Source organism: Microbulbifer sp. JSM ZJ756 (assembly GCF_044383805.1).
GTDB classification, from domain to species: domain Bacteria; phylum Pseudomonadota; class Gammaproteobacteria; order Pseudomonadales; family Cellvibrionaceae; genus Microbulbifer; species Microbulbifer zhoushanensis.
This window is the reverse complement of sequence record NZ_JBISER010000001.1, coordinates 76,518-95,387: the sequence shown is the minus strand read 5'-3', so window position 1 is coordinate 95,387 and position 18,870 is coordinate 76,518. Positions and strand designations below refer to the sequence as shown.

Sequence of the window (18,870 nt, the reverse complement as noted above, 5' to 3'; positions counted from 1 at the left end):
ATGCGCGCAAACCTCCTGCGCCGACTGGTAATTATCGGGCTGCTGGCTGGCCTGGGGCTCTTCTTTGCCTACGCATTCCTGCCCGAGCCAGTGCCGGTGGACCTTACCCGGGTTACCCGCGGCCCCCTGGAGGTCTATGTGCGCGACGAGGGCTACACCCGGGTCCGGGATGTCTTCGTGGTTTCCGCCCCGGTGACCGGCTACCTCCTACGGGTGGAGAACGAGGTTGGTGATAACGTTACTGCCGGGGAGTCCGAGCTGGCGCAACTTCTCCCTACCCACCCGCAGTTTCTCGACGAACGCACCCGCAACCAGGCAGCGGCAGCGGTGCGCAGTGCGGAGTCAGCGCTGGAGCTGGCCCGGGCGGAACTCCGGGATGCGCGAGCACAACTCAATTTCGCGCAGGCTGATGCGCGGCGCGCCCGGGCCCTGATCAAGAAAGACCATATCTCGAGAGTGGAACTGGAGCGGATAGAACTGGCCCTCGACAGTGCCGAAGCGGCGGTGGACACTGCCGAAGCCGCTGAGAATGTTCGCCGTAGCGAGCTGGAAAGCGCTCGCGCTGCCCTGATTGAACCACGGCAGGGCAAGCCGGTCAGCCCCGAGGATATTGTCAGGGTCAAGGCCCCGGTGAGTGGCCGGGTGCTGCAGGTGCGGCAGGAAAGTGAAAACGTGGTGAATGCCGGGACGCCCCTGCTGGAAATCGGCAACCCGGCCCAGCTGGAGATAGTAGTCGACCTGCTTTCCAGGGATGCGGTCCAGGTCGAAGCGGGGGATTATGTCCGTATGACCAGCTGGGGCGGCGCAAAGCCCCTGAATGGCAAGGTCCGCCTGGTGGAGCCGTTTGGTTTTACCAAGATTTCTGCCCTGGGTATCGAGGAGCAGCGCGTCAATGTCATCATCGACTTCACCGACCCGCGGGAAAGCTGGCAGCGACTCGGGCATGGCTACCGCGTAGACGCGGCGGTGCGCATCTGGCGTGGCGAGGATATCCTGCAGGTGCCTACCGGTGCTCTCTTCCGGTACCAGGGTGAGTGGGCTGTGTTCCGGGTAATCAACGACCGCGCCGAGCGGGTGGTCGTCGCAATCGGGCACAACAATGGCCAGCAGGCACAGGTGCTCGATGGGCTCAGCGAAGGAGAGACACTGGTACTGCATCCCAGCGAACGGATCGAGGACGGCGTGGAGGTGGAAGCCCGGCATCTGTAATCGCCTGCATTGTTGCCCCCCCCTGGTTTCGCCCCGGGCCCACAGATTGCCCGGTAACGCGCCATATGCCAGACTTGCCGGACCAGCGTTGGGGAGAACAATAATGATCAACTGGACTCATGCTGTAATCAGCGGGGCCGGCAGTGGACTGGGCCTGGGCATTGCCCTGCGCCTCCTGCGCCGGGGTACCAGTGTTTCCGTGCTCGACCTGAAACTGCCCGACCAGGCAGGGGAGCAGCTACGGGATGCCGCCGAACAGGGCAACTGCCGCTGGCAATTTTTCCAGGCCGATGTCACCCGCCAGGAAACTCTGCAGACCGCAACCGAACAGGCGGTGGCAGCATTCGGCAACCCGCAGCTCGCACTCAATTCTGCGGGTATTGTCGTCAACCGGGCATTCCCCGACCTTTCTCCAGAAGAATTCCACCGTGTGGTGGACGTCAACCTGAATGGCAGCTTCCACTTTGCCAACGCCGTGCTGCCCCACCTCCAACCCGGTTCCCGCCTGGCCCTGGTAGCCTCCCTTGCCGGCCTCACCAGCAACTACGGCTACGCCGCCTACGGCGCATCCAAATTCGGCGTGGTGGGGCTGGCCACTACCCTCAGGTTCGAATACCAGCCACTGGGCATCGGCGTCAGCTGTATCTGCCCGGCAGAGGTGCGCACGCCGATGGTGGAAAAGGAGAAGCTGGACGGCAACCCGGTGTCGATGGAATTGCGCAAGGTCGCCGGTTCCCTTGATGTGGATACCGCCTGCGACGAGATACTGGCGGGACTGGACCGGGGCAAGTGGCAGATTATCCCGGGCACCAGGGGCAAGCTCACCGCATTCGCCAACCGGGTGTTCCCGCGGCTGTTTTACCGGATATGCAGCATGGTGCTGGTGCGGGTGTTGCGCAGGCAGTCCTCGACGCTACAGGAATCGGGTTAGCGGAAGGAAAAGTTCCCTGTAGGAGCGGCCATGGGCCGCTTCTACAGGGTGACATATCAGAACGAACGCCGACGGTACTTGCGGTAACCGGGGTACCAGAAATTGCGCTCGATGGAGGCACTCAGCTTCTCCTCGCTCACAACCGGCGCCACACCATCTTCCTGGGCCTGCTGGCCCACCTTCAGGGCAATATACCTGGTGATCTCGCGAATGTTGGAAAGGGCCGGCAGCAACGCACCTTCACCGGTTTTGGCCACCGGTGCGTTTTCAGCCAGGGCGTTGGAGGCCGCCATCAGCATACCGTCGGTCACCCGTGAGGCACCGGCGGCGATAACACCCAGGCCAACCCCCGGGAATATATAGACGTTATTGCACTGGGCGATCCGGTACGAATGTCCATCCAGCTCCACCGGCTCGAAGGGGCTGCCGGTGGCCACCATGGCCTCGCCCCGGGTCCAGGTGAGGATTTCCTTCGGGCTGGCCTCGGCGCGGGATGTGGGATTCGACAGCGGCATCACCAGCGGCCGCGGGCAGCCTGCATGGAGCGCCTCGATCACTTCCTGGGAAAACAGGCCACCCTGCCCCGAAACACCAATCAGGATGGTGGGCTTGACCGCCTGCACCAGCTGCAGCAGGTCCCACTCGCTTACACCTGGGTATTTGGCCGGATCCTGGGCGAGGCGTGACTGGAAGCCGTGCAGGCCTTTCATATCACTGGTTACCAGGCCGTAGCGATCGAACATCAGCAGGTTTTCGCGGGCCCTGGATTCATTCGTTCCCTCGTCCACCATGGCCTTGACCACCTGCTCGGCGATACCACAACCGGCCGAGCCGGCCCCCACGACCAGCACACGCTGGTCGCTCAGGCTCTCGCCACGGGCCTTGCAGGCTGCCAGCATGGTTCCCAGGGCAACCGCAGCGGTCCCCTGGATATCATCGTTGAAGCAGCACAGCTCATCGCGATACTTCTCCAGCAACGGCATGGCATTGGTCTGGGCAAAATCCTCGAACTGGACCAACACCTTGGGCCAGCGCCGCTTACACGCCGCAATAAATTCGGCCACAAACTCATCGTACTCCTCCTGCGACACACGCTCGTGGCGCCAGCCCATATACATGGGGTCATTCAGCAGGGTGCGGTTGTTGGTCCCCACATCCAGGGTCACCGGCAGGGTGTAAGCCGGGCTGATGCCTCCACAGGCGGTATACAGGGACAGCTTGCCGATGGGGATACCCATACCGCCAATGCCCTGGTCGCCCAGCCCCAGGATCCGCTCACCGTCAGTGACGACGATTACCTTCACATTGTCCTTGGTGGCACTGCGCAGGATGTCATCCATATACTCGCGGTCCGGGTAGGACACAAACAGGCCGCGGTGGTTGCGGTAAATATTGGAGAACTCCTCACAGGCCTTGCCCACCGTCGGGGTGTAGATGATCGGCAGCATCTCCTCGATATGCTCCTCGATCAGGCGGAAAAACAGGGTCTCATTGTCATCCTGGATAGCGCGCAGATAGATATGCCGCTCCAGGTCGGAGTTGCACTGCTGGTACTGGTGATAAGCGCGGCGCGCCTGTTCCTCGATGGTCTCTACATTGTTCGGCAGCAGCCCCACCAGGTTAAATTCCAGCCGCTCTTTCAGGGTAAAGGCGCTGCCCTTGTTCAGCAGGGGCATCTCCAGCAGGGACGGACCGGCGTGGGGAATATAGAGGGGGCGTTTATCTTCGTTGGTCATCGACTCGGTATTTCTTGGAAGTATATCGAACTGCCGCCGGCCATTCGCACCGGCACGCAGCATTCATTGTTCGGGAATCAGGTAAAGGTGCTGCACCGCCAACCGGCGTGAACAGAGCCCTTGCTGCAGTCACAAAAACACTGGTTTTCCAGCCTGAAACGGGCTGTCACCGCACGTGACCGTGCGGGCGGAGAGCCTAACGCGGCGCGCTCAGGATAACAACTCTCCGGGCTCATCCAGGACCGACGACTGGGCAATCCCCTCCACCTCTACCGTGAGGTGGAACACCTGCGGGCAGCGCGCCTTGAGTTCCGATTCCAGTTCGTCGATCACCCGCTCGGTGCGCTCCAGGGTGGCCTGGACCACCGCGCGGTCCTGGGCGTAGGCCCGGACCGCTTCAGTGCGCCGATGCTCGGGCACCCGCTCCAGCAGTGCTTTTTCGTGGGCCTGGATGCGCTCACGCATATCCCTTACCAGCACTTCCTCGCGCAGTTCCACCTCGGCTACCACCACCACGTGGGTCTCGTCGACAATCACCGAGCGCAGGTCATGGAAGCGCTCTATATCCCGGCGCCCCCGGCAGATCTCCGCAAAAGCCTTCTCGGCATCCGCATCGCGGATACTGGTGAGGAAACGCATATTGATTGCGCCCAGAAAGATCGCCGTCAGGCCCAGCATCACGGCGATGGCCACCGAGAACCAGATATCCCAGATCTTGTCACCCGTTACCTGGGCCAGGCCGATACCGGTGGCAGCAAGAATCACACCTGTCACCGCGATTGAGTCCTCCAGCAAGACCGCGATCAATGTGGGATCGTCGGCTTCCCGCAGGAAACGGAAAGGGTTGGTGGCCCCCCGGGCACGCATCTGCGCGCGGAACTCCTTCGCCGCCACTAACAGCACATAGGCCTCGAGCACCAGGGCAATAAACAGCACCACGGCGGAGATCCAGATTGGGGCAATTTCCACGCCCAGGATCGACACCACGGTCGGCCGCTCTGAAACATGCAGCTGGTGGTAGGCATGCCAGGCGTGGGCCAGACCCAGGCCACAGCCGATGGAAAACAGGCCAATGGCGCTCCACAGGTTCCAGAGGTACTTTTTCTGGCCGTGGCCGAAGGCGTAATTCTCATCGGCCGGCCGGCCGCCACGCAACAGACCGATCATCAGGAACACCTGGTTGAGAGTGTCCATCAGGCTGTGTACCGCTTCATTCATCATTGCGGCTGAATGTGTTGCAAGGGCTGCAAATCCTTTCAGTACGGTGATGATGCCATTGACGCAGATGGCATAGAAAACCGCTTTCTTCGAGCCTTGGGCCATTGGTGCTTCCAGTTTTCTGCTGTTTGTTGAAGTAAACGTATTGCCCTACCGGCATCAAAGGGCGCCAATAATGGTGATCGCCAAAGCCGGTGGCCGGCTTTCGAGAGCACTGGCCCCCCTTTGACTCCACCGCCCCAATACAGCATATATAGTAGTTGCCATGATTGGCGGCACTCTTTCCATCCAGTAGCTCAGTGACACCCAGAATCAACTTTACTCTTGAAGGCGACCTTTTTCCCGGAGTGAAACAAGTGATCTATCTCAAGAGCCTGGTTTACAGTGCCCTGGCAACAACCATATTCGCCTTTGCACCAGCGCACGCTGCCCCCGAAGTGCCGGCAGCAATTACCACACCAGATAAGATCGACACCCGAATAGGCACCCTGGAATTCGTCAATGGGGTCCCGACCCCGGACACCGCCCGGACTGTCCGTGACACCCTGGACTTCACCCGTGCCCTGGAGGCCTTCAACAACAGCTTTCGCGGGGCATCGGCTTACGCAATTCGGGAAGGCCTGCACAGCATCGGGGCGAAGGACAACGACATCGTCATATTCTCCGAATTGATGGACTCCAATTCGCTGTTTTTGACCGCGAATGCGGACACTGTCTATTACATGGCAGTTTTGGACCTGTCGAAGGGACCACTGGTACTGGAACAGCCTTCGATGGGTCTGGGGACCATAAACGACATGTGGTTCAACTGGGTAATCGACATCGGGTTTCCCGGTCCCGATCGCGGTGCGGGTGGCAAGTATCTACTGGTTCCACCTGGATATGAGGGCTCATTGCCGGAGGGTGGCTTCTTTATCGCACACTCCAAAACCAACCACCTCCTCTACGCCGCCCGAACCTACCTGGTGGACAATGACCCCGCCCCGGCCGTGGCCAATATCCGCAAATCCCTGAAAATATACCCCTATACCCCTATACCCCTGGCGGCCATGGCACCAGTATCGCCACGGCACTGGAAGGCAAGGTGCGTCTTGGCAAGAATCCCCCGGTTCCCGATACTCATTTTATCGAGGCAAGCGGAAAGAAATTCAACACAATTCCCCCGAGTGACTTCGGCTTCTTCGAAATGATTAACGCAAACCTGCAGAATGAACCTGCGGGAAGTTACGACGTGGAACTGGCGGGCCAACTGGCAGCAATCGGCATCGTCCGGGGTAAGCCTTTCAAGCCCGACGTGCGGATGAAGAAGATCCTGACCGATGCCGCCGCCGCAGGCAACGCCACTGGCCGCATTCTCAACTGGCGCTGGCCCATGGTCCACCCGGACTGGGCCTATTACCCCGATTCCATGTGGGGCAATATGTTATGGGAAGGCGGCGCCTTTTTCGAAACACCGCCGCCAAAGTTCACCAAAGACGGCATGTTCAAGCCCTTCCCTCCCACCGGTGCGCGCACACTTGACTCCCGTACTGCCTTTTATTTCGCCTATACACTCGACTCGCCGGGGATGATCATGCGCATTCCCGACGTCGGCTCCCAATACCTGATGGGTTTTACGGACGCCAACGGCGAACCGTTCGACGGCGCCAAGACCTACAGGGTCACACTGCCGAAGGACATACCGGCGGGAAAATTCTGGTCGCTGACCGCCTATGACAACCAGACCCGTTCCATGCTGGCAACACCGCAGCGCTTTCCACGCGCTGGCAGCCAGTCCTATCCAACCCCGGCAGCCAAACCAGGTCGCGATGGATCAACCACTATTTACTTCGCTCCGAAGCAACCAGACGGTGTAGCAAGTGGTAACTGGATCCAGACAACCCCGGGAAAGGGCTGGTTCACTATTCTGCGGCTCTACAGCCCGCTGGAGCCCTTCTTTACCAAGGAGTGGCGCGCTGGGGAGATCGAGGAGGTTAAATAGCAGGACAAGGAGGAATGGCGAGTAGCCGCACTGGCCCAGCGCCTGATGTCGGAAACCATTACATTCGCCGTCGTCTCCTCCTGTATCAGTTGACACTCCAGCCGTGGCCATCACCAATGGCTGTGTTTATCTGTGTGTCTCCGGCAATTCCCTTGGGACTACTCTGCTATTACTACTACACGGAACTCTCACGGGTAATCCGGGTAACCTTTCAATAGAACCAAGAGGCACCCCATGACCAAAATCGGCCTGCCCATCCTGCTCGCAACCATCCTCCTGGTGGGCTGCGGAGGTGACCGTGATAAGGAATCTCCCGCCGGGGAAAGCCCTGACGTCAACGGTGAACAAGAACTCGGCACAGGGGGTGACCAGATCATCGGGGAGGAATTCGGGGCGGATGACTCTGCGGAATTGGACAGCGACCCCGAATCCAATCCCTACTCCGCGAAGGGGCCGGCCGTCAAAAGTACAACAGCGGACTCTTCAACGAGTAATGGTGTCGCTGACGGCGCTGATTACCCTACCCAGGCCTACTTCGGCGACAGCCACGTACATACCGGCTGGTCGGCGGATGCAGGCATGGATGGCGCAATCCTCACTCCTGACGACGCCTATCGCTTTGCACAGGGTGAAGAGGTGAAGTCCAACAGCGGCATTGAGGCCAAGCTGCACCGGCCCTACGACTGGTTCATGATCACCGATCACTCCGATGGCATGGGTACAATCAACGAGATCATCGACGGCAACCCGGAAATGCTGAAGGACCCGACCATCAAGAAGTGGAGCGAGGCGCTCAATTCAGGGGATCCGGACCAGGCCAGTAAGGCCAAGAGTGAGCTGATCACCATGCAGTCTGAAGAGCGGCTGCCGAAGGTGTTGATGGATCCCAAATGGATGAAGTCTGCCTGGCAAAAGACCGTCGATGCGGCAGAAAAGTATTACCGGCCGGGAGAGTTCACTACCTTCATCGCCTATGAGTGGACCGTGAATGCCGATGGAGGCAACAACCTGCACCGAAATGTCATATTCCGCGATGGTGCCGACCGGACCCGCGACATCCTGCCGCTCACCACTTTTGAGACCCAGGATCCGATGAAACTGTGGGAGTGGATGCAGGCCTACGAACAGAAAAGTGGCGGCCGCGTCCTCGCCATTCCCCACAATGGTAACCTGTCCAACGGTCGCATGTTTGAGGAACAGCAGTTCGATGGCTCGCCGATGACCAGAGAATGGGCACAGATGCGGGCCAAGTATGAGCCCTTATTTGAAGTCACCCAGATCAAGGGCCAGAGTGAATCCCACCCCTCCCTGTCACCGGAAGACGAATTCGCCAACTGGGACCTCTGGGATCGCGGCAACCTGATACTGGTCCCCAAGCCCAAGGGTGCATTCAAGACCGAATACTGGCGTGAGGCACTGAAATCCGGCCTCCGGCTGCAGGCGGAACTGGGTACCAATCCCTTCCAGTATGGCGCTAATGGCGCCAGTGACACCCACACCGGCCTATCCACGACTGAGGAAGACAACTTTTTCGGCAAATTCAAGACACTGGAGCCCTCCAACAAGCAGCGCTGGAACTTTCCCCTCCTCGAGGGCAAGAGCGGGGATTTCTACGGCTGGGAACAGGCAGCCTCCGGCATTATGGGTGTATGGGCGAAAGAGAACACCCGGGAGGCCATCTGGGACGCCATGATGCGCAAGGAGACTTTTGCCACCACCGGCCCCCGGATGAAGGTACGCTTTTTCGCCAGCCACGACTTCAACAGGGAGGATGCCGGGGATGACGTTGTAGCCATCGGCTATAAAAAGGGCGTCCCCATGGGTGGCAAACTCAAGGGCGCGGAGCGCGGCCAGCCCATGACTTTCCTGGTGGCAGCGATGAAGGATCCCGAGGGCGCCAACCTTGACCGGATCCAGATCATCAAGGGTTGGGTGGACGGCAACGGCGAAACCCACGAAAAAATATACAACGTCAAGTGGTCCGGCGAGCGCAGCAAGGATGGCAGGGGAAGGATCCAGCATGTCGGTAACAGCGTTGACCTGAAGACCGCCGGGTACAAAAATGACATCGGCGCCGAGCAACTGATTGGCTATTTTGAGGACCAGGAATTCAACCCCTTACACAAGGCGGTTTACTACGTTCGTGTCCTGGAGATCCCTACCCCGCGCTGGACGCTGTACGACAAGGTTCGCTTCGATATCGATATGGACAAGAAAGTCCCCATGGTCCACCAGGAACGCGCCTTTTCCAGCCCGATCTGGTATACGCCCTAAAGGCCCGGAAAGAGTGATGAAGGCTGCCGTGCTGAAATCACGGCAGCTTCCACCGCCCCCTGCAAGAATATCAATTACTCCCCGCTGCACCTGACTTCAGCTGTTCCTCGATTTTCTTCAGGTTGAACGCACCCGGTGTCTGGCTGGGAGGATACTCTTCCATGGTTTTCAGGAACTCTGCAGCCATCTGTTGCAACGGAACCAATACGAAGGCCCGCTCCAGCAACCAGTCATAGTAAGTATTCGCGTTATGCTGGGCCCGCTCGAACGGATCCCGGCGCAGGTTGAATATCAATGGCACCCGCAGCTCGGTGAAGGGCTCCATCCATACCCCGAATGCCTTGCCGCGATTCTCCAGAAATACCGCTTTCCATGGCTGGTAGCGCATTGCCACGATCTGGCCGTCGTCATTGACATAGATAAACTCGTTACGCGGCGACTCTTCAGTCTTGCCGGTAAAGTAATCCAGCATGTTGTAGCCATCAATATAGTTGCGGTACTTGCGCCCCTCCAGGCGCACGCCATTCAGCAATTGCTCCTTGATATCGGTGTTACCACCAGCCGCTGCCAGGGTTGGCAGCCAGTCCTCATGGGAGACAATACCATTCAGCGTTTTCCCGGCGGGGAATTTCCCGGGCCAGCGCACGAAAGCCGGAACCCGGTAGGCGCCCTCCCAGTTTGAGTTCTTCTCGCTGCGGAATGGCGTGATACCCGCATCGGGCCAGGTATTGAAGTGGGGACCATTGTCGGTGGAATAGAAAACAATCGTATTCTCGGCTATCCCGAGCTTATCCAGCAGGTCGAGGAGCTTGCCCACATGCTGGTCGTGCTCCACCATCCCATCGATATACTCGTTGCTATCTGGCCCACCCAGGTTCTTGTGTTCCTCTTTGACATGGGTCCTGAAGTGCATCCTGGTGGCGTTCCACCAGACAAAGAACGGTTTTCCGGCGTCGTGAGCGCGCTCGATAAAATCGATTGCGGCATTCACCGTTTCATCATCAACAGTCTCCATCCGCTTTTTCGTCAGGGGACCGGTATCCTCGATCGGCCCGCCCGCTTTTGCACGGATAACGCCGCGCGGGCCAAATTTCTTGCGGAATTCCGGGTTTTTCGGGTAGTCCCGATTTTCCGGTTCTTCCTCTGCATTCAGGTGATACAGGTTGCCGAAAAATTCATCGAAGCCGTGATTCGTGGGCAGGTGCTCATCCCGATCGCCCTGGTGGTTCTTGCCAAATTGCCCGGTGACATAACCCAGGCTCTTCATCACGGTTGCGATTGTGACATCGGATTCCTGCCAGCCCTCCTTGGCACCGGGCAGCCCGACTTTCGTCATACCTGTCCTGACCGGTACGTTGCCACCGAGGAATGCGGCGCGACCCGCGGTGCATGACTGCTGGCCGTAATAATCGGTAAATGAGAGTCCCTCTTTGGCGATGCGGTCGATATTCGGCGTCTCGTAGCCCATCAGGCCGCGGCTATTGAAGCTGATATTGGTGATACCAATGTCATCGCCCCAGATCACCAGGATATTGGGTTTACCCTGCGCCTGGACATTACTGTGAAAGCCAAGCAGCATGACCACCGGAATAGCCAGCAGCCACCGCAATGAGCACATAAACATCTCCTTGCTCCTAACAAACTATCCAGATTCATCAATCACGAGCTATCCGGCTTCCTGTCGGCCCGAAAGTCACCTTAGCGCAGCCTTACCAATAGCCGGTCACTGCTTCTCGAAGGGGAAAACCATTCTCCAGTCGTCCTGCATATCTATCACGGTCCAGCCTTTCTCCGGCGCCAACTTCAAGGCCTTGTCGAGACGACCGACTTCGGAATCGCGATCGTACGCCCACTCCCTGCGGGAGTCCGTATGGTGCAGCAGCAGTCCAAAACGGGGCCCCTCACCATCCGTGGTATATTCCAGCATCTGCAGGTCGCCATCGGAGTTGCCCACGGCGAAAATTGGCCGACGGCCGATGTACTGGTATATCCCCACCGGCTTGCCTTCCTTGTCATCGATCAGGTTGATTTCCGGTAGCTTGACCAGGGATGGCTTGCCATCCTTCACCTGGTATTCTGCCTTCAGGCTGCTACCCACTACCTGATCCGGCGGGATTCCATACACCTCCCTGGCGAAAGCACGGATAAAATCAACCCCGCCGCCTGAGACTATAAAGGTCTTGAAGCCGTTGGCGCGGAGATGCCGGAGAAGTTCCAGCATTGGCTGGTAAACCATTTCGGTATACGGCTCCTTGTATTTCGGGTGGCGGGCAGTGGCGAGCCACTTACTGACGCTTTCCTGAAACTCATTGCCGGTCATACCGCTGTGCGTGGCGGCCATCAATTTCATCAGGGCGGGCTTGCCGCCCACCAGCGCCTTGCGCGGATCTCCGTCCAGTATTGAGGCAAATGGTTCCTGCTTTTCCCAGTCCGGGTGATCAGGTGCCATATCCCTGACCATGTCCATTGCATAAATCAGCTGGAAGTAGAGAGGCTTCTCTGCCCACAGGGTGCCATCATTGTCGAAGACCGCGATGCGTTCTTCGGGAGGGATATACTCGGGCCCACCCTCCTTGGTGACATTCGCCACAAACTCCATAATGGCATCCTTGGTCGGACCGTCTGTCCAGGACCGCAGGGGGTCGGCTGCCAGAGCCGGCAACGTGGCAAGCAGGTAAACAGGAATGAGCAGTATGCCGCCCCAAATGCGTGCCATGCATCTCGACATCATGGGTACCTCAGGCTAACTGGAACGCGTAGTTTGCAAAATGCGCCCTATTACACCTTAGCTGCTGGCAGGGGATTGTGCCTAGAGGATGAAGCCAGTGACACCTGTCCCGGAACAGCCTGCGCTCATCCTGGATGACACTCCCCCACGGATTGCAGAAGCCTGCGGATGCCTGCAGGGGAGCTATTTGATTCGGCGATAACGCATCTTCGGCTAATTCTGCGCCTGTCCCGACTATACTAAATTGTTGCGGTCTCCCTTTGCCGATGGGCCGGCCTGCCGTCGCTACAGCCATAAACAGGAAAATAACGACAGGGAAATAATTCCGGGGAATTCAATGCCAGTTAAACTGTACCCCTTCGGCTTCACGTTGTTGGTCCTGATGTCATTGATTTCAGGCTGCGACCGAAACGCAGGGTCTGCAGGCGGGAATGACTCCCTACAGGGCAGGTCTGCGGATACCTCCACTGGTCCGGCCGGGTCAGCGTCCGCACCATCGGTGGATCGGGCAACAACGAACGCAGCTTTCATTCCTGAAGGCCCGGGACAGTTTGTCGGCTCCGGGAGCTGTGGCAACTGTCACCGGAAACAGCTCAAGGCCTGGCAGGGGTCCCATCATGACCTTTCCATGCAGGAAGCCGCCGGTGGGGCTGTGCTCGGACAATTTGACGGTTCAGAATTCAATTATTTCGGCAGCGTGACCCGCTTCTACAGGAAAGATGGTCGGTTCCTCGTCCAGACTGCTGGTCCGGAAGGTAAGCGACAGGACTATCCCATTGCCTATACCTTCGGGGCCTTTCCCCTGCAGCAATACCTGGTGGAACTCCCCGGGGGCAGGCTGCAGGCACTCCCGTTCGCCTGGGACAGCCGCGATAAGGCCGAGGGCGGCCAGCGCTGGTTTCACCTCTACCCGGATGAGGAGATAACACCCGGGGATCCCCTGCACTGGACCGGTATCAACCAGAACTGGAACTTCATGTGTGCGGACTGCCACTCCACCAACCTGCAGAAAAACTACGACCTGGCCAGCGGAACATTCAGCACCGAGTGGTCCGAAATCGATGTGGGCTGCGAGGCGTGTCACGGCCCCGGCGCCAGGCATATGGAATGGGCGGCCAACCCCGACAGCAATATTGCCGATAAAGGCCTGGTGGCCAGCTTCGCCCAGCGGAAGCAGGTGGCCTGGGAAATGGATCCGGAATCCGGTATTGCCCGGGCGAAGCTGGCCGGACGGGGCCAGGGAGAACTCAAGACCTGCGCACAATGCCACTCCCGCCGCTCCACCGCCCATCCCGACGCTAGGCCCGGCGACTCGCCACTGGACCACTACAACCTGTCACTGCTGGATGAGGGCCTGTACCACGCCGACGGCCAGGTGGATGATGAGGTCTTTGTCTACGGCTCCTTCCTGCAGAGCAGGATGCACGCCGCCGGCGTGACCTGCAGTAACTGCCACGAGCCCCACAGCCTGGAACTCCGCGCCAAGGGCAATGCCGTGTGCGCGCAGTGCCATATGCCGGACAGGTTTGATACCGCGGAACATCACTTCCATCCCGCTGGCAGTCCCGGGGCGCAGTGTGCCAACTGCCATATGCCGGCGAAGAATTTCATGGTGGTGGATGCACGCCGCGACCACAGCTTCCGTATCCCGCGCCCGGACCTGTCGGATCGGCTCGACACGCCCAATGCATGCACTGGCTGCCATACGGAGCGCGACAATAGCTGGGCCACCGCGGTGCTGGAAGAGAAGTTCGGGAAACCGGATGGCGGTCATTACGGTGAAGCCATCCATGCCGGGCGCCAGGGGTTACCGGGCGCCGCCGATGCGCTGGCCAAACTCGCCCTCGACGAGTCGCAGCCCTCCATCGCCAGGGCCACTGCGGTATCCCTGCTGCCCCGCTACCTTAACCGGGACACCGCACAGCTACTGCAGGTGATTGCCCAGCAGGACGACCCGCTGCTGGAGCTGGGCCTGGCCCGGGCACTGGAAACCGTGCCGGAACAGGTGCGCCCAGCCCTGGGCATCCCGTTACTTTACAGCCAACAGCGGGTAACACGGGGCCTGGCAGCCAATGCGCTGGCCGGCATGCCGCTGGATCGGTTCCCCCAGTCGGTGCAGCAGCAGTTCGCCCTGGCCCTGAACCAGTACCTGCAATCCGAGACTTACAATGCCGATCGCCCCGAGTCCCTGGCCAACCTGGCAAACCTGCATGCGCAACAACAGCAGGCAGCCAGGGCGGAGGCACTCTACCGCGATGCGATCGAGCTCGCCCCCTATTACCTCCCTGCCCATGTCAACCTTTCCGAGCTGTACCGGCTGTTGGGGCGCGAAGATCAGGCGGAGCGGGTCCTGAGGAAGGCGCTGGAGACAAACGACCGGGCCGCGCCGCTTCATCACGCACTGGGGCTTTCCCTTATCCGGCAAAAGAAAACAAGGGATGCCATGGAGCACTTGCGTCGCGCCGCAGAGAGCACGGAAACCATCCCCCGCTATATCTACGTATACGGCGTTGCCCTCAATTCTGCCGGTGATACCCGGGCAGCCATTGCCGCGCTCGAGCAGGGCCTGCAAAAATTTCCCCGGGACCCACAGATTTCCAGCGCACTGGCATCCATTAACCGGGGATCGGGAGAACGGGCCGGGCAGTAAATGATTCCCGCCCGGTATCCGCATCGTGGCCGGCATCCAGGCTCATACCCGGGCACGGTGGCGGTCCCGCCACTGCCGTGGAGATAGCCCCGTCCAGCTGCGGAAGTTGCGACTGAACACCGCAACATCGGCATACCCCAGGTTCAGTGCCAGCTCGGTAATACTCAGCTGGCCGTGTTGTAGCTGTCGCTGGGCTATTTCCTGGCGGCTTTGCTGTAACAACTGACTAAAGCTGGTGCCCTCACTGCCAAGCCTTCTCTGCAGCACCCGTGGATGCAGGTCGAGGGCTGCGGCAACCCCCTCCAGGTTGCACTCACCACTGGCCAACAGGCCGCTGATCAGGTGGCGCACCTGCACCGGCAGCTTTTCGGGGTAAAGGGATTTCAGTTCCTCTATCCGCCGGCCAAAATATTCCCGTAGCCTCTGCTCACTGTAATTTGGCTTACGGTCCTGCCAGCCCAGGGGAAAGCTGACCCCACAGAAATGGCTGGCGAAAACCGGTTCCCGCAGGAACCGGCCCGGGCGCCACTGGCATGCCCGGGGTCGTTCCTGCTCAAGGTGCAACCTCGGTTGGGTAGCGGACTCACCGGCCATTTCCGATACCGCGATAAACGCCTGGCCAGCACTAACCTGCATCAGTTGCCGCAGGCCGGTCGCGTTGGTGAAATCAAAGTTCAGGCGTAATTCCAGCCGTTCAGGGGTAGGCACCAGTCGGGCATGGACGCCATAAGCGTGCAGGCTTAAATGCCGGTTGGCGTGCTCCAGGGCCTGGCCAAGTGTCTCCTGCTGGTTGATCCAGAGAGCCACTTCCCCCAATACCTGTATGGTGTGGCGCTCAGCCAGGCGGAGCCCGAACAGGGGCTCATCGCAGCTTTCCGCGGCAAGGTCGAGCAGGTCCGCTACCCGCAGATAAGACACGTAAGTGTCCGGATCACGTAGCTGCGCACCGCTGAGGCCGCTCTTCCTTAACATGGCCGCCGGGTTCCCTCCCAGGTGCCTGACAAGCTCGCCGAAACCCTCGATAGCGCCTGTGCGCACCAGGAACATGCCGCCTCCCGCTCGCGATCTGTGCCGCCAACTCACAACCGTCGCAATTGGTCAAAGTTTAGTCGCCAAAGGTCAAGTTTGCGGAATGCGCATGGCCATAAACTGCGTGGTTGTCCTCGAACGCGCGGTTAAAAATTAACCATGGCGCTGCGCTGAAGCAGGATGAGACCAGATACGCCTGGCGACTCTCACCTCGATTGACCCGAGAGCTTTGCCCCCTGCCATGGGCCTCCGCGAGACTCCCGGAGGCCGACGGAAAACAGAGATGCAACAACTTACCTCAGCCCTGGTCACCGGGGCCGACAGCATTATTGGTCGCCGGCTGGTAAACCAGCTGCTGGCCGAGAAGGTTCGCGTAGTGGCAGCTGTCCACCCGGGGCGATCCATACCCACGGCATGGGCCGGGCGCGTCACCATCATCCGCGTCGCTGCCCGCCCGATTACCGACCTGGCCGAGAACCACGGGCCGGTTGATACGGTGTTCCAGATCGGGAACAGCGTAGCTGAAGGACCGGAAAAAACTGCACACACTGACAGGATCCTTACCACCACACGGCAGAGCATCAACCTGGCGCTGATGTGGGATGCGCACCTGGTCGCTACCACAAGTATCCGCTGCTACGGCACCGCACTGGGCAAGGGAATCCTGGACGAACGAACCCCGACTGGGGCACCGGGCTCAAGTTACTCCAGCATACGCCAGCAGGAAGAAGCCATGATCCGCGAGGCCGTGGCAAAGATTGGCCTCAAAGCCACAATTATCCGGCCCGGCAACGTTTACGGGAGCGGGGAGATTCCCTGGGTGGGTCAATTGATCTCGCGTCTCCAGGCGCGCCAGCCCTGCCTGATCGGCAGGGGCAACTGGGATGCCGGCCTGGTGCATATGGATAACCTGGTAGCCCTGTTGATTGCAGCCGCCCGGTCCCCACTCAAGGACGGGCAACTTTTCGTTGCCGGCGACGGTTTCGGGGTGACCTGGGAGCAATTCCTGCGAGCACTGGCCAGAGCGGTCGGTACCCGTGCGCCCCGCAGCATTCCCCGGCCGGTCGCCCGGGTCCTGGCCATCCTGCGCGCCTGCAACGACCCGGCCCGGCACAGGCCACAGCGGCCATGGCTCAACCAACAAACATACCGCCTGATGGGCGGCCCCAACCAACTGGTGCCTGCCAGGGCCGAACGCCTGCTGGGTTACCGGCCTGTCACTACTTTTGAGAATGCCATGCAGGATATGGCCAGGCTCTTTCGCAATCCCCCGCCTTCCCTGCCCGCGGGTGGGCAACGCTCCCGGCAAAAGCCTACTGCCAGCTAGCGCTTCCGGGGGAGCGGCTGAATTCAAGGCCGAACCCACAGGCCAAAATCCCTCCCGCATTCCTGTTACGCGCCCCGGAAATCCGCTATCGTTGGTGCGTCCGGGGCACCGGAACCAGATAGAACAATAATGATGCGGGAATCCCTATGTCGCAGCAGCATTACGATGTACTGATCATTGGCGCCGGCCTGTCCGGTATAGGCACCGCCTGCCACCTGAGCCGGGACTGCCCGGATAAGCACTTCGCCATCCTCGAGCGCCGCAACCGCATCGGTGGGACCTGGGACCTGTTCCGGTATCCGGGAATTCGCTCGGATTCCGACATGTTCAGCTTCGGTTTCAACTTCCGTCCCTGGAATGGGTTCAAGGTCCTGGCAGACGGGGAGTCGATCCGCCAGTACATCAGCGATACCGCCGCAGAGTATGGTGTATCCGAGCGGATACAGTTCGGTATTGACCTCCAGCAGGCAAACTGGGACAGCCAGCGCCAGTGCTGGGAATTACGTGGGGAGCAGGACGGGCGCCCGGTGCGCTACAGCTGCGATGTACTGATTTCCTGCACCGGCTACTACGACTACCACCAGGGCTACCTGCCGGAATTCCCGGGCATCGACCAATTCGGCGGCCAGACCATCCACCCACAGCAGTGGCCTGAGGACCTGGACTACAGCGGCAAGCGCATTGTGGTGATCGGCAGTGGAGCCACCGCAGTGACCCTGGTTCCCGCCCTGGCAGAGAAAGCCGCGCATGTCACCATGCTGCAGCGCTCCCCCACATACGTTCTGTCGGTGCCGGCACAGGACAAGATTTCTGCAGTCTTGAAGAAATTCCTGCCCGAGGGCCTGGTTTACCGCATGGCGCGCAAGCGCAATATCAAACTGCATCGCTGGATTTTCAAGGCCGCCAGGCGCTGGCCCGGTTTCGTCCGCCGCATGATGCTGCGGGGCGTGCGCAAGGCACTGGGCAATGGCGCCGACATGCGCCACTTCTCCCCCGACTACCAGCCCTGGGACCAGCGACTGTGCGCAGTACCGGACGGCGACCTGTTTGATGCCATCCGCGCCGGCACGGCATCTGTGGAAACCGACGAAATTGAGACCTTCACCGAGGATGGCATCCGCCTCAAGTCCGGCAAAGAGCTGCCCGCCGACATCGTGGTCACCGCCACCGGCCTCAAGGTACAGGTACTGGGGGGGATGACGCTCAAGGTGGATAACCAGGCGGTGGAGATCAACCGCCGGCTGACCTACAAGGGCGTCCTGATGGAGGGGGTGCCCAATATGGGCTGGGTATTCGGCTATACCAACGCCGCCTGGACCCTGAAGGCGGACCTGTCCGCGGATTACCTGTGCCGCCTGCTCAACCATATGCGGCGTGAGCAACAGGCGGTGTTTATGCCGGTGGATCGTGAAGGCTGCAAGGAGCATGAGTCCGTCATGGCTGCCCTGAAATCGGGCTATGTCCAGCGCGCCGACCACCTGCTGCCCCGCCAGGGCACCCGGTATCCATGGCGGCTGATGAACGATTACGAGCGCGACCGGAAGATATTGCTGGAATCCCCGATTGACGACGGGATTCTCAACTTCTATCCCCGCCCGAAGAAACGAATGCCAATCGCACAGGAAGCCGCGAGCGAAGCGGAAGGCGTTACTGACTGACAAATGGTAAAGACCACACGCCCCCTTAATTGAAAAGTGAACAGCCTGCCCCCTGGCGGGCTTGCCCCGAGACGATGATCGGTCGGCCCCTTCTACCTCAGCCGCCCTGCCCGGCCATCACTACTTCCC

General features: G+C 59.9%; 13 protein-coding genes. 8 read left to right on the top strand and 5 right to left on the bottom strand.

From position 1 onward, the window contains the following. On the top strand, nucleotides 1-1,209 hold the full coding sequence (locus tag ACH6CX_RS00455) for an efflux RND transporter periplasmic adaptor subunit (RefSeq protein ID WP_232942158.1): 1,209 nt from the start codon (nucleotides 1-3) through the stop codon (nucleotides 1,207-1,209). 103 nt (nucleotides 1,210-1,312) lie between these two features. Then, nucleotides 1,313-2,140 carry an SDR family NAD(P)-dependent oxidoreductase gene (locus tag ACH6CX_RS00450; RefSeq protein ID WP_396674268.1) on the top strand — a complete coding sequence of 276 codons (828 nt, stop codon included), beginning with the start codon at nucleotides 1,313-1,315 and terminating at the stop codon, nucleotides 2,138-2,140. 56 nt (nucleotides 2,141-2,196) lie between these two features. On the opposite strand, the gene ACH6CX_RS00445 is transcribed toward ACH6CX_RS00450, so the two are convergent. Both ACH6CX_RS00445 and ACH6CX_RS00440 read right to left on the bottom strand, forming a co-directional pair. Then, nucleotides 2,197-3,876 carry an NAD-dependent malic enzyme gene (locus ACH6CX_RS00445; RefSeq protein ID WP_232942154.1) on the bottom strand — a complete coding sequence of 560 codons (1,680 nt, stop codon included), beginning with the start codon at nucleotides 3,874-3,876 and terminating at the stop codon, nucleotides 2,197-2,199. A gap of 210 nt (nucleotides 3,877-4,086) precedes the next feature. After that, on the bottom strand, nucleotides 4,087-5,199 hold the full coding sequence (locus ACH6CX_RS00440; protein ID WP_237061310.1) for a cation diffusion facilitator family transporter: 1,113 nt from the start codon (nucleotides 5,197-5,199) through the stop codon (nucleotides 4,087-4,089). 251 nt (nucleotides 5,200-5,450) lie between these two features. Between ACH6CX_RS00440 and ACH6CX_RS00435 the strand changes: the two genes are divergently transcribed. From ACH6CX_RS00435 to ACH6CX_RS00425, 3 genes are all read left to right on the top strand, one after another. Continuing rightward, nucleotides 5,451-6,284: a DUF1254 domain-containing protein gene (locus tag ACH6CX_RS00435; protein ID WP_396674265.1), complete on the top strand. Its 834-nt coding sequence runs from the start codon at nucleotides 5,451-5,453 to the stop codon at nucleotides 6,282-6,284. Further along, complete coding sequence (locus ACH6CX_RS00430; RefSeq protein WP_396674263.1) at nucleotides 6,179-7,075, top strand: DUF1214 domain-containing protein; 897 nt, start codon at nucleotides 6,179-6,181, stop codon at nucleotides 7,073-7,075. The genes ACH6CX_RS00435 and ACH6CX_RS00430 overlap by 106 nt, the downstream gene beginning before the upstream one ends. Before the next feature lie 234 nt (nucleotides 7,076-7,309). Continuing rightward, nucleotides 7,310-9,349: a DUF3604 domain-containing protein gene (locus tag ACH6CX_RS00425; RefSeq protein WP_237061305.1), complete on the top strand. Its 2,040-nt coding sequence runs from the start codon at nucleotides 7,310-7,312 to the stop codon at nucleotides 9,347-9,349. A gap of 70 nt (nucleotides 9,350-9,419) precedes the next feature. Here the strand turns inward: ACH6CX_RS00425 and ACH6CX_RS00420 are convergent, their stop codons facing one another. Together ACH6CX_RS00420 and ACH6CX_RS00415 are read right to left on the bottom strand one after the other, a co-directional pair. Further along, nucleotides 9,420-10,967 (bottom strand): arylsulfatase, encoded by a 1,548-nt coding sequence (locus tag ACH6CX_RS00420; RefSeq protein ID WP_370636703.1) that lies wholly within the window; start codon nucleotides 10,965-10,967, stop codon nucleotides 9,420-9,422. A 105-nt stretch (nucleotides 10,968-11,072) separates the two neighbouring features. Next, entirely contained in the window at nucleotides 11,073-12,065 is a 993-nt protein-coding gene (locus ACH6CX_RS00415; RefSeq protein WP_396674261.1) for an HAD family hydrolase, read from the bottom strand. 664 nt (nucleotides 12,066-12,729) lie between these two features. On the opposite strand from ACH6CX_RS00415, the gene ACH6CX_RS00410 reads away from it, so the two are divergent. Then, on the top strand, nucleotides 12,730-14,727 hold the full coding sequence (locus ACH6CX_RS00410; protein ID WP_334078930.1) for a tetratricopeptide repeat protein: 1,998 nt from the start codon (nucleotides 12,730-12,732) through the stop codon (nucleotides 14,725-14,727). A 42-nt stretch (nucleotides 14,728-14,769) separates the two neighbouring features. Here the strand turns inward: ACH6CX_RS00410 and ACH6CX_RS00405 are convergent, their stop codons facing one another. Next, nucleotides 14,770-15,774 (bottom strand): AraC family transcriptional regulator, encoded by a 1,005-nt coding sequence (locus tag ACH6CX_RS00405; protein WP_232942142.1) that lies wholly within the window; start codon nucleotides 15,772-15,774, stop codon nucleotides 14,770-14,772. A 265-nt stretch (nucleotides 15,775-16,039) separates the two neighbouring features. On the opposite strand from ACH6CX_RS00405, the gene ACH6CX_RS00400 reads away from it, so the two are divergent. Both ACH6CX_RS00400 and ACH6CX_RS00395 read left to right on the top strand, forming a co-directional pair. Next, entirely contained in the window at nucleotides 16,040-17,083 is a 1,044-nt protein-coding gene (locus ACH6CX_RS00400; protein WP_334078931.1) for an NAD(P)-dependent oxidoreductase, read from the top strand. Nucleotides 17,084-17,229: 146 nt separating this feature from the next. Next, the gene (locus ACH6CX_RS00395) at nucleotides 17,230-18,741 is read left to right on the top strand and encodes a flavin-containing monooxygenase (RefSeq protein ID WP_396674258.1); all 1,512 of its coding nucleotides are present in this window, start codon (nucleotides 17,230-17,232) and stop codon (nucleotides 18,739-18,741) included. Nucleotides 18,742-18,870: the final 129 nt, after the last annotated feature.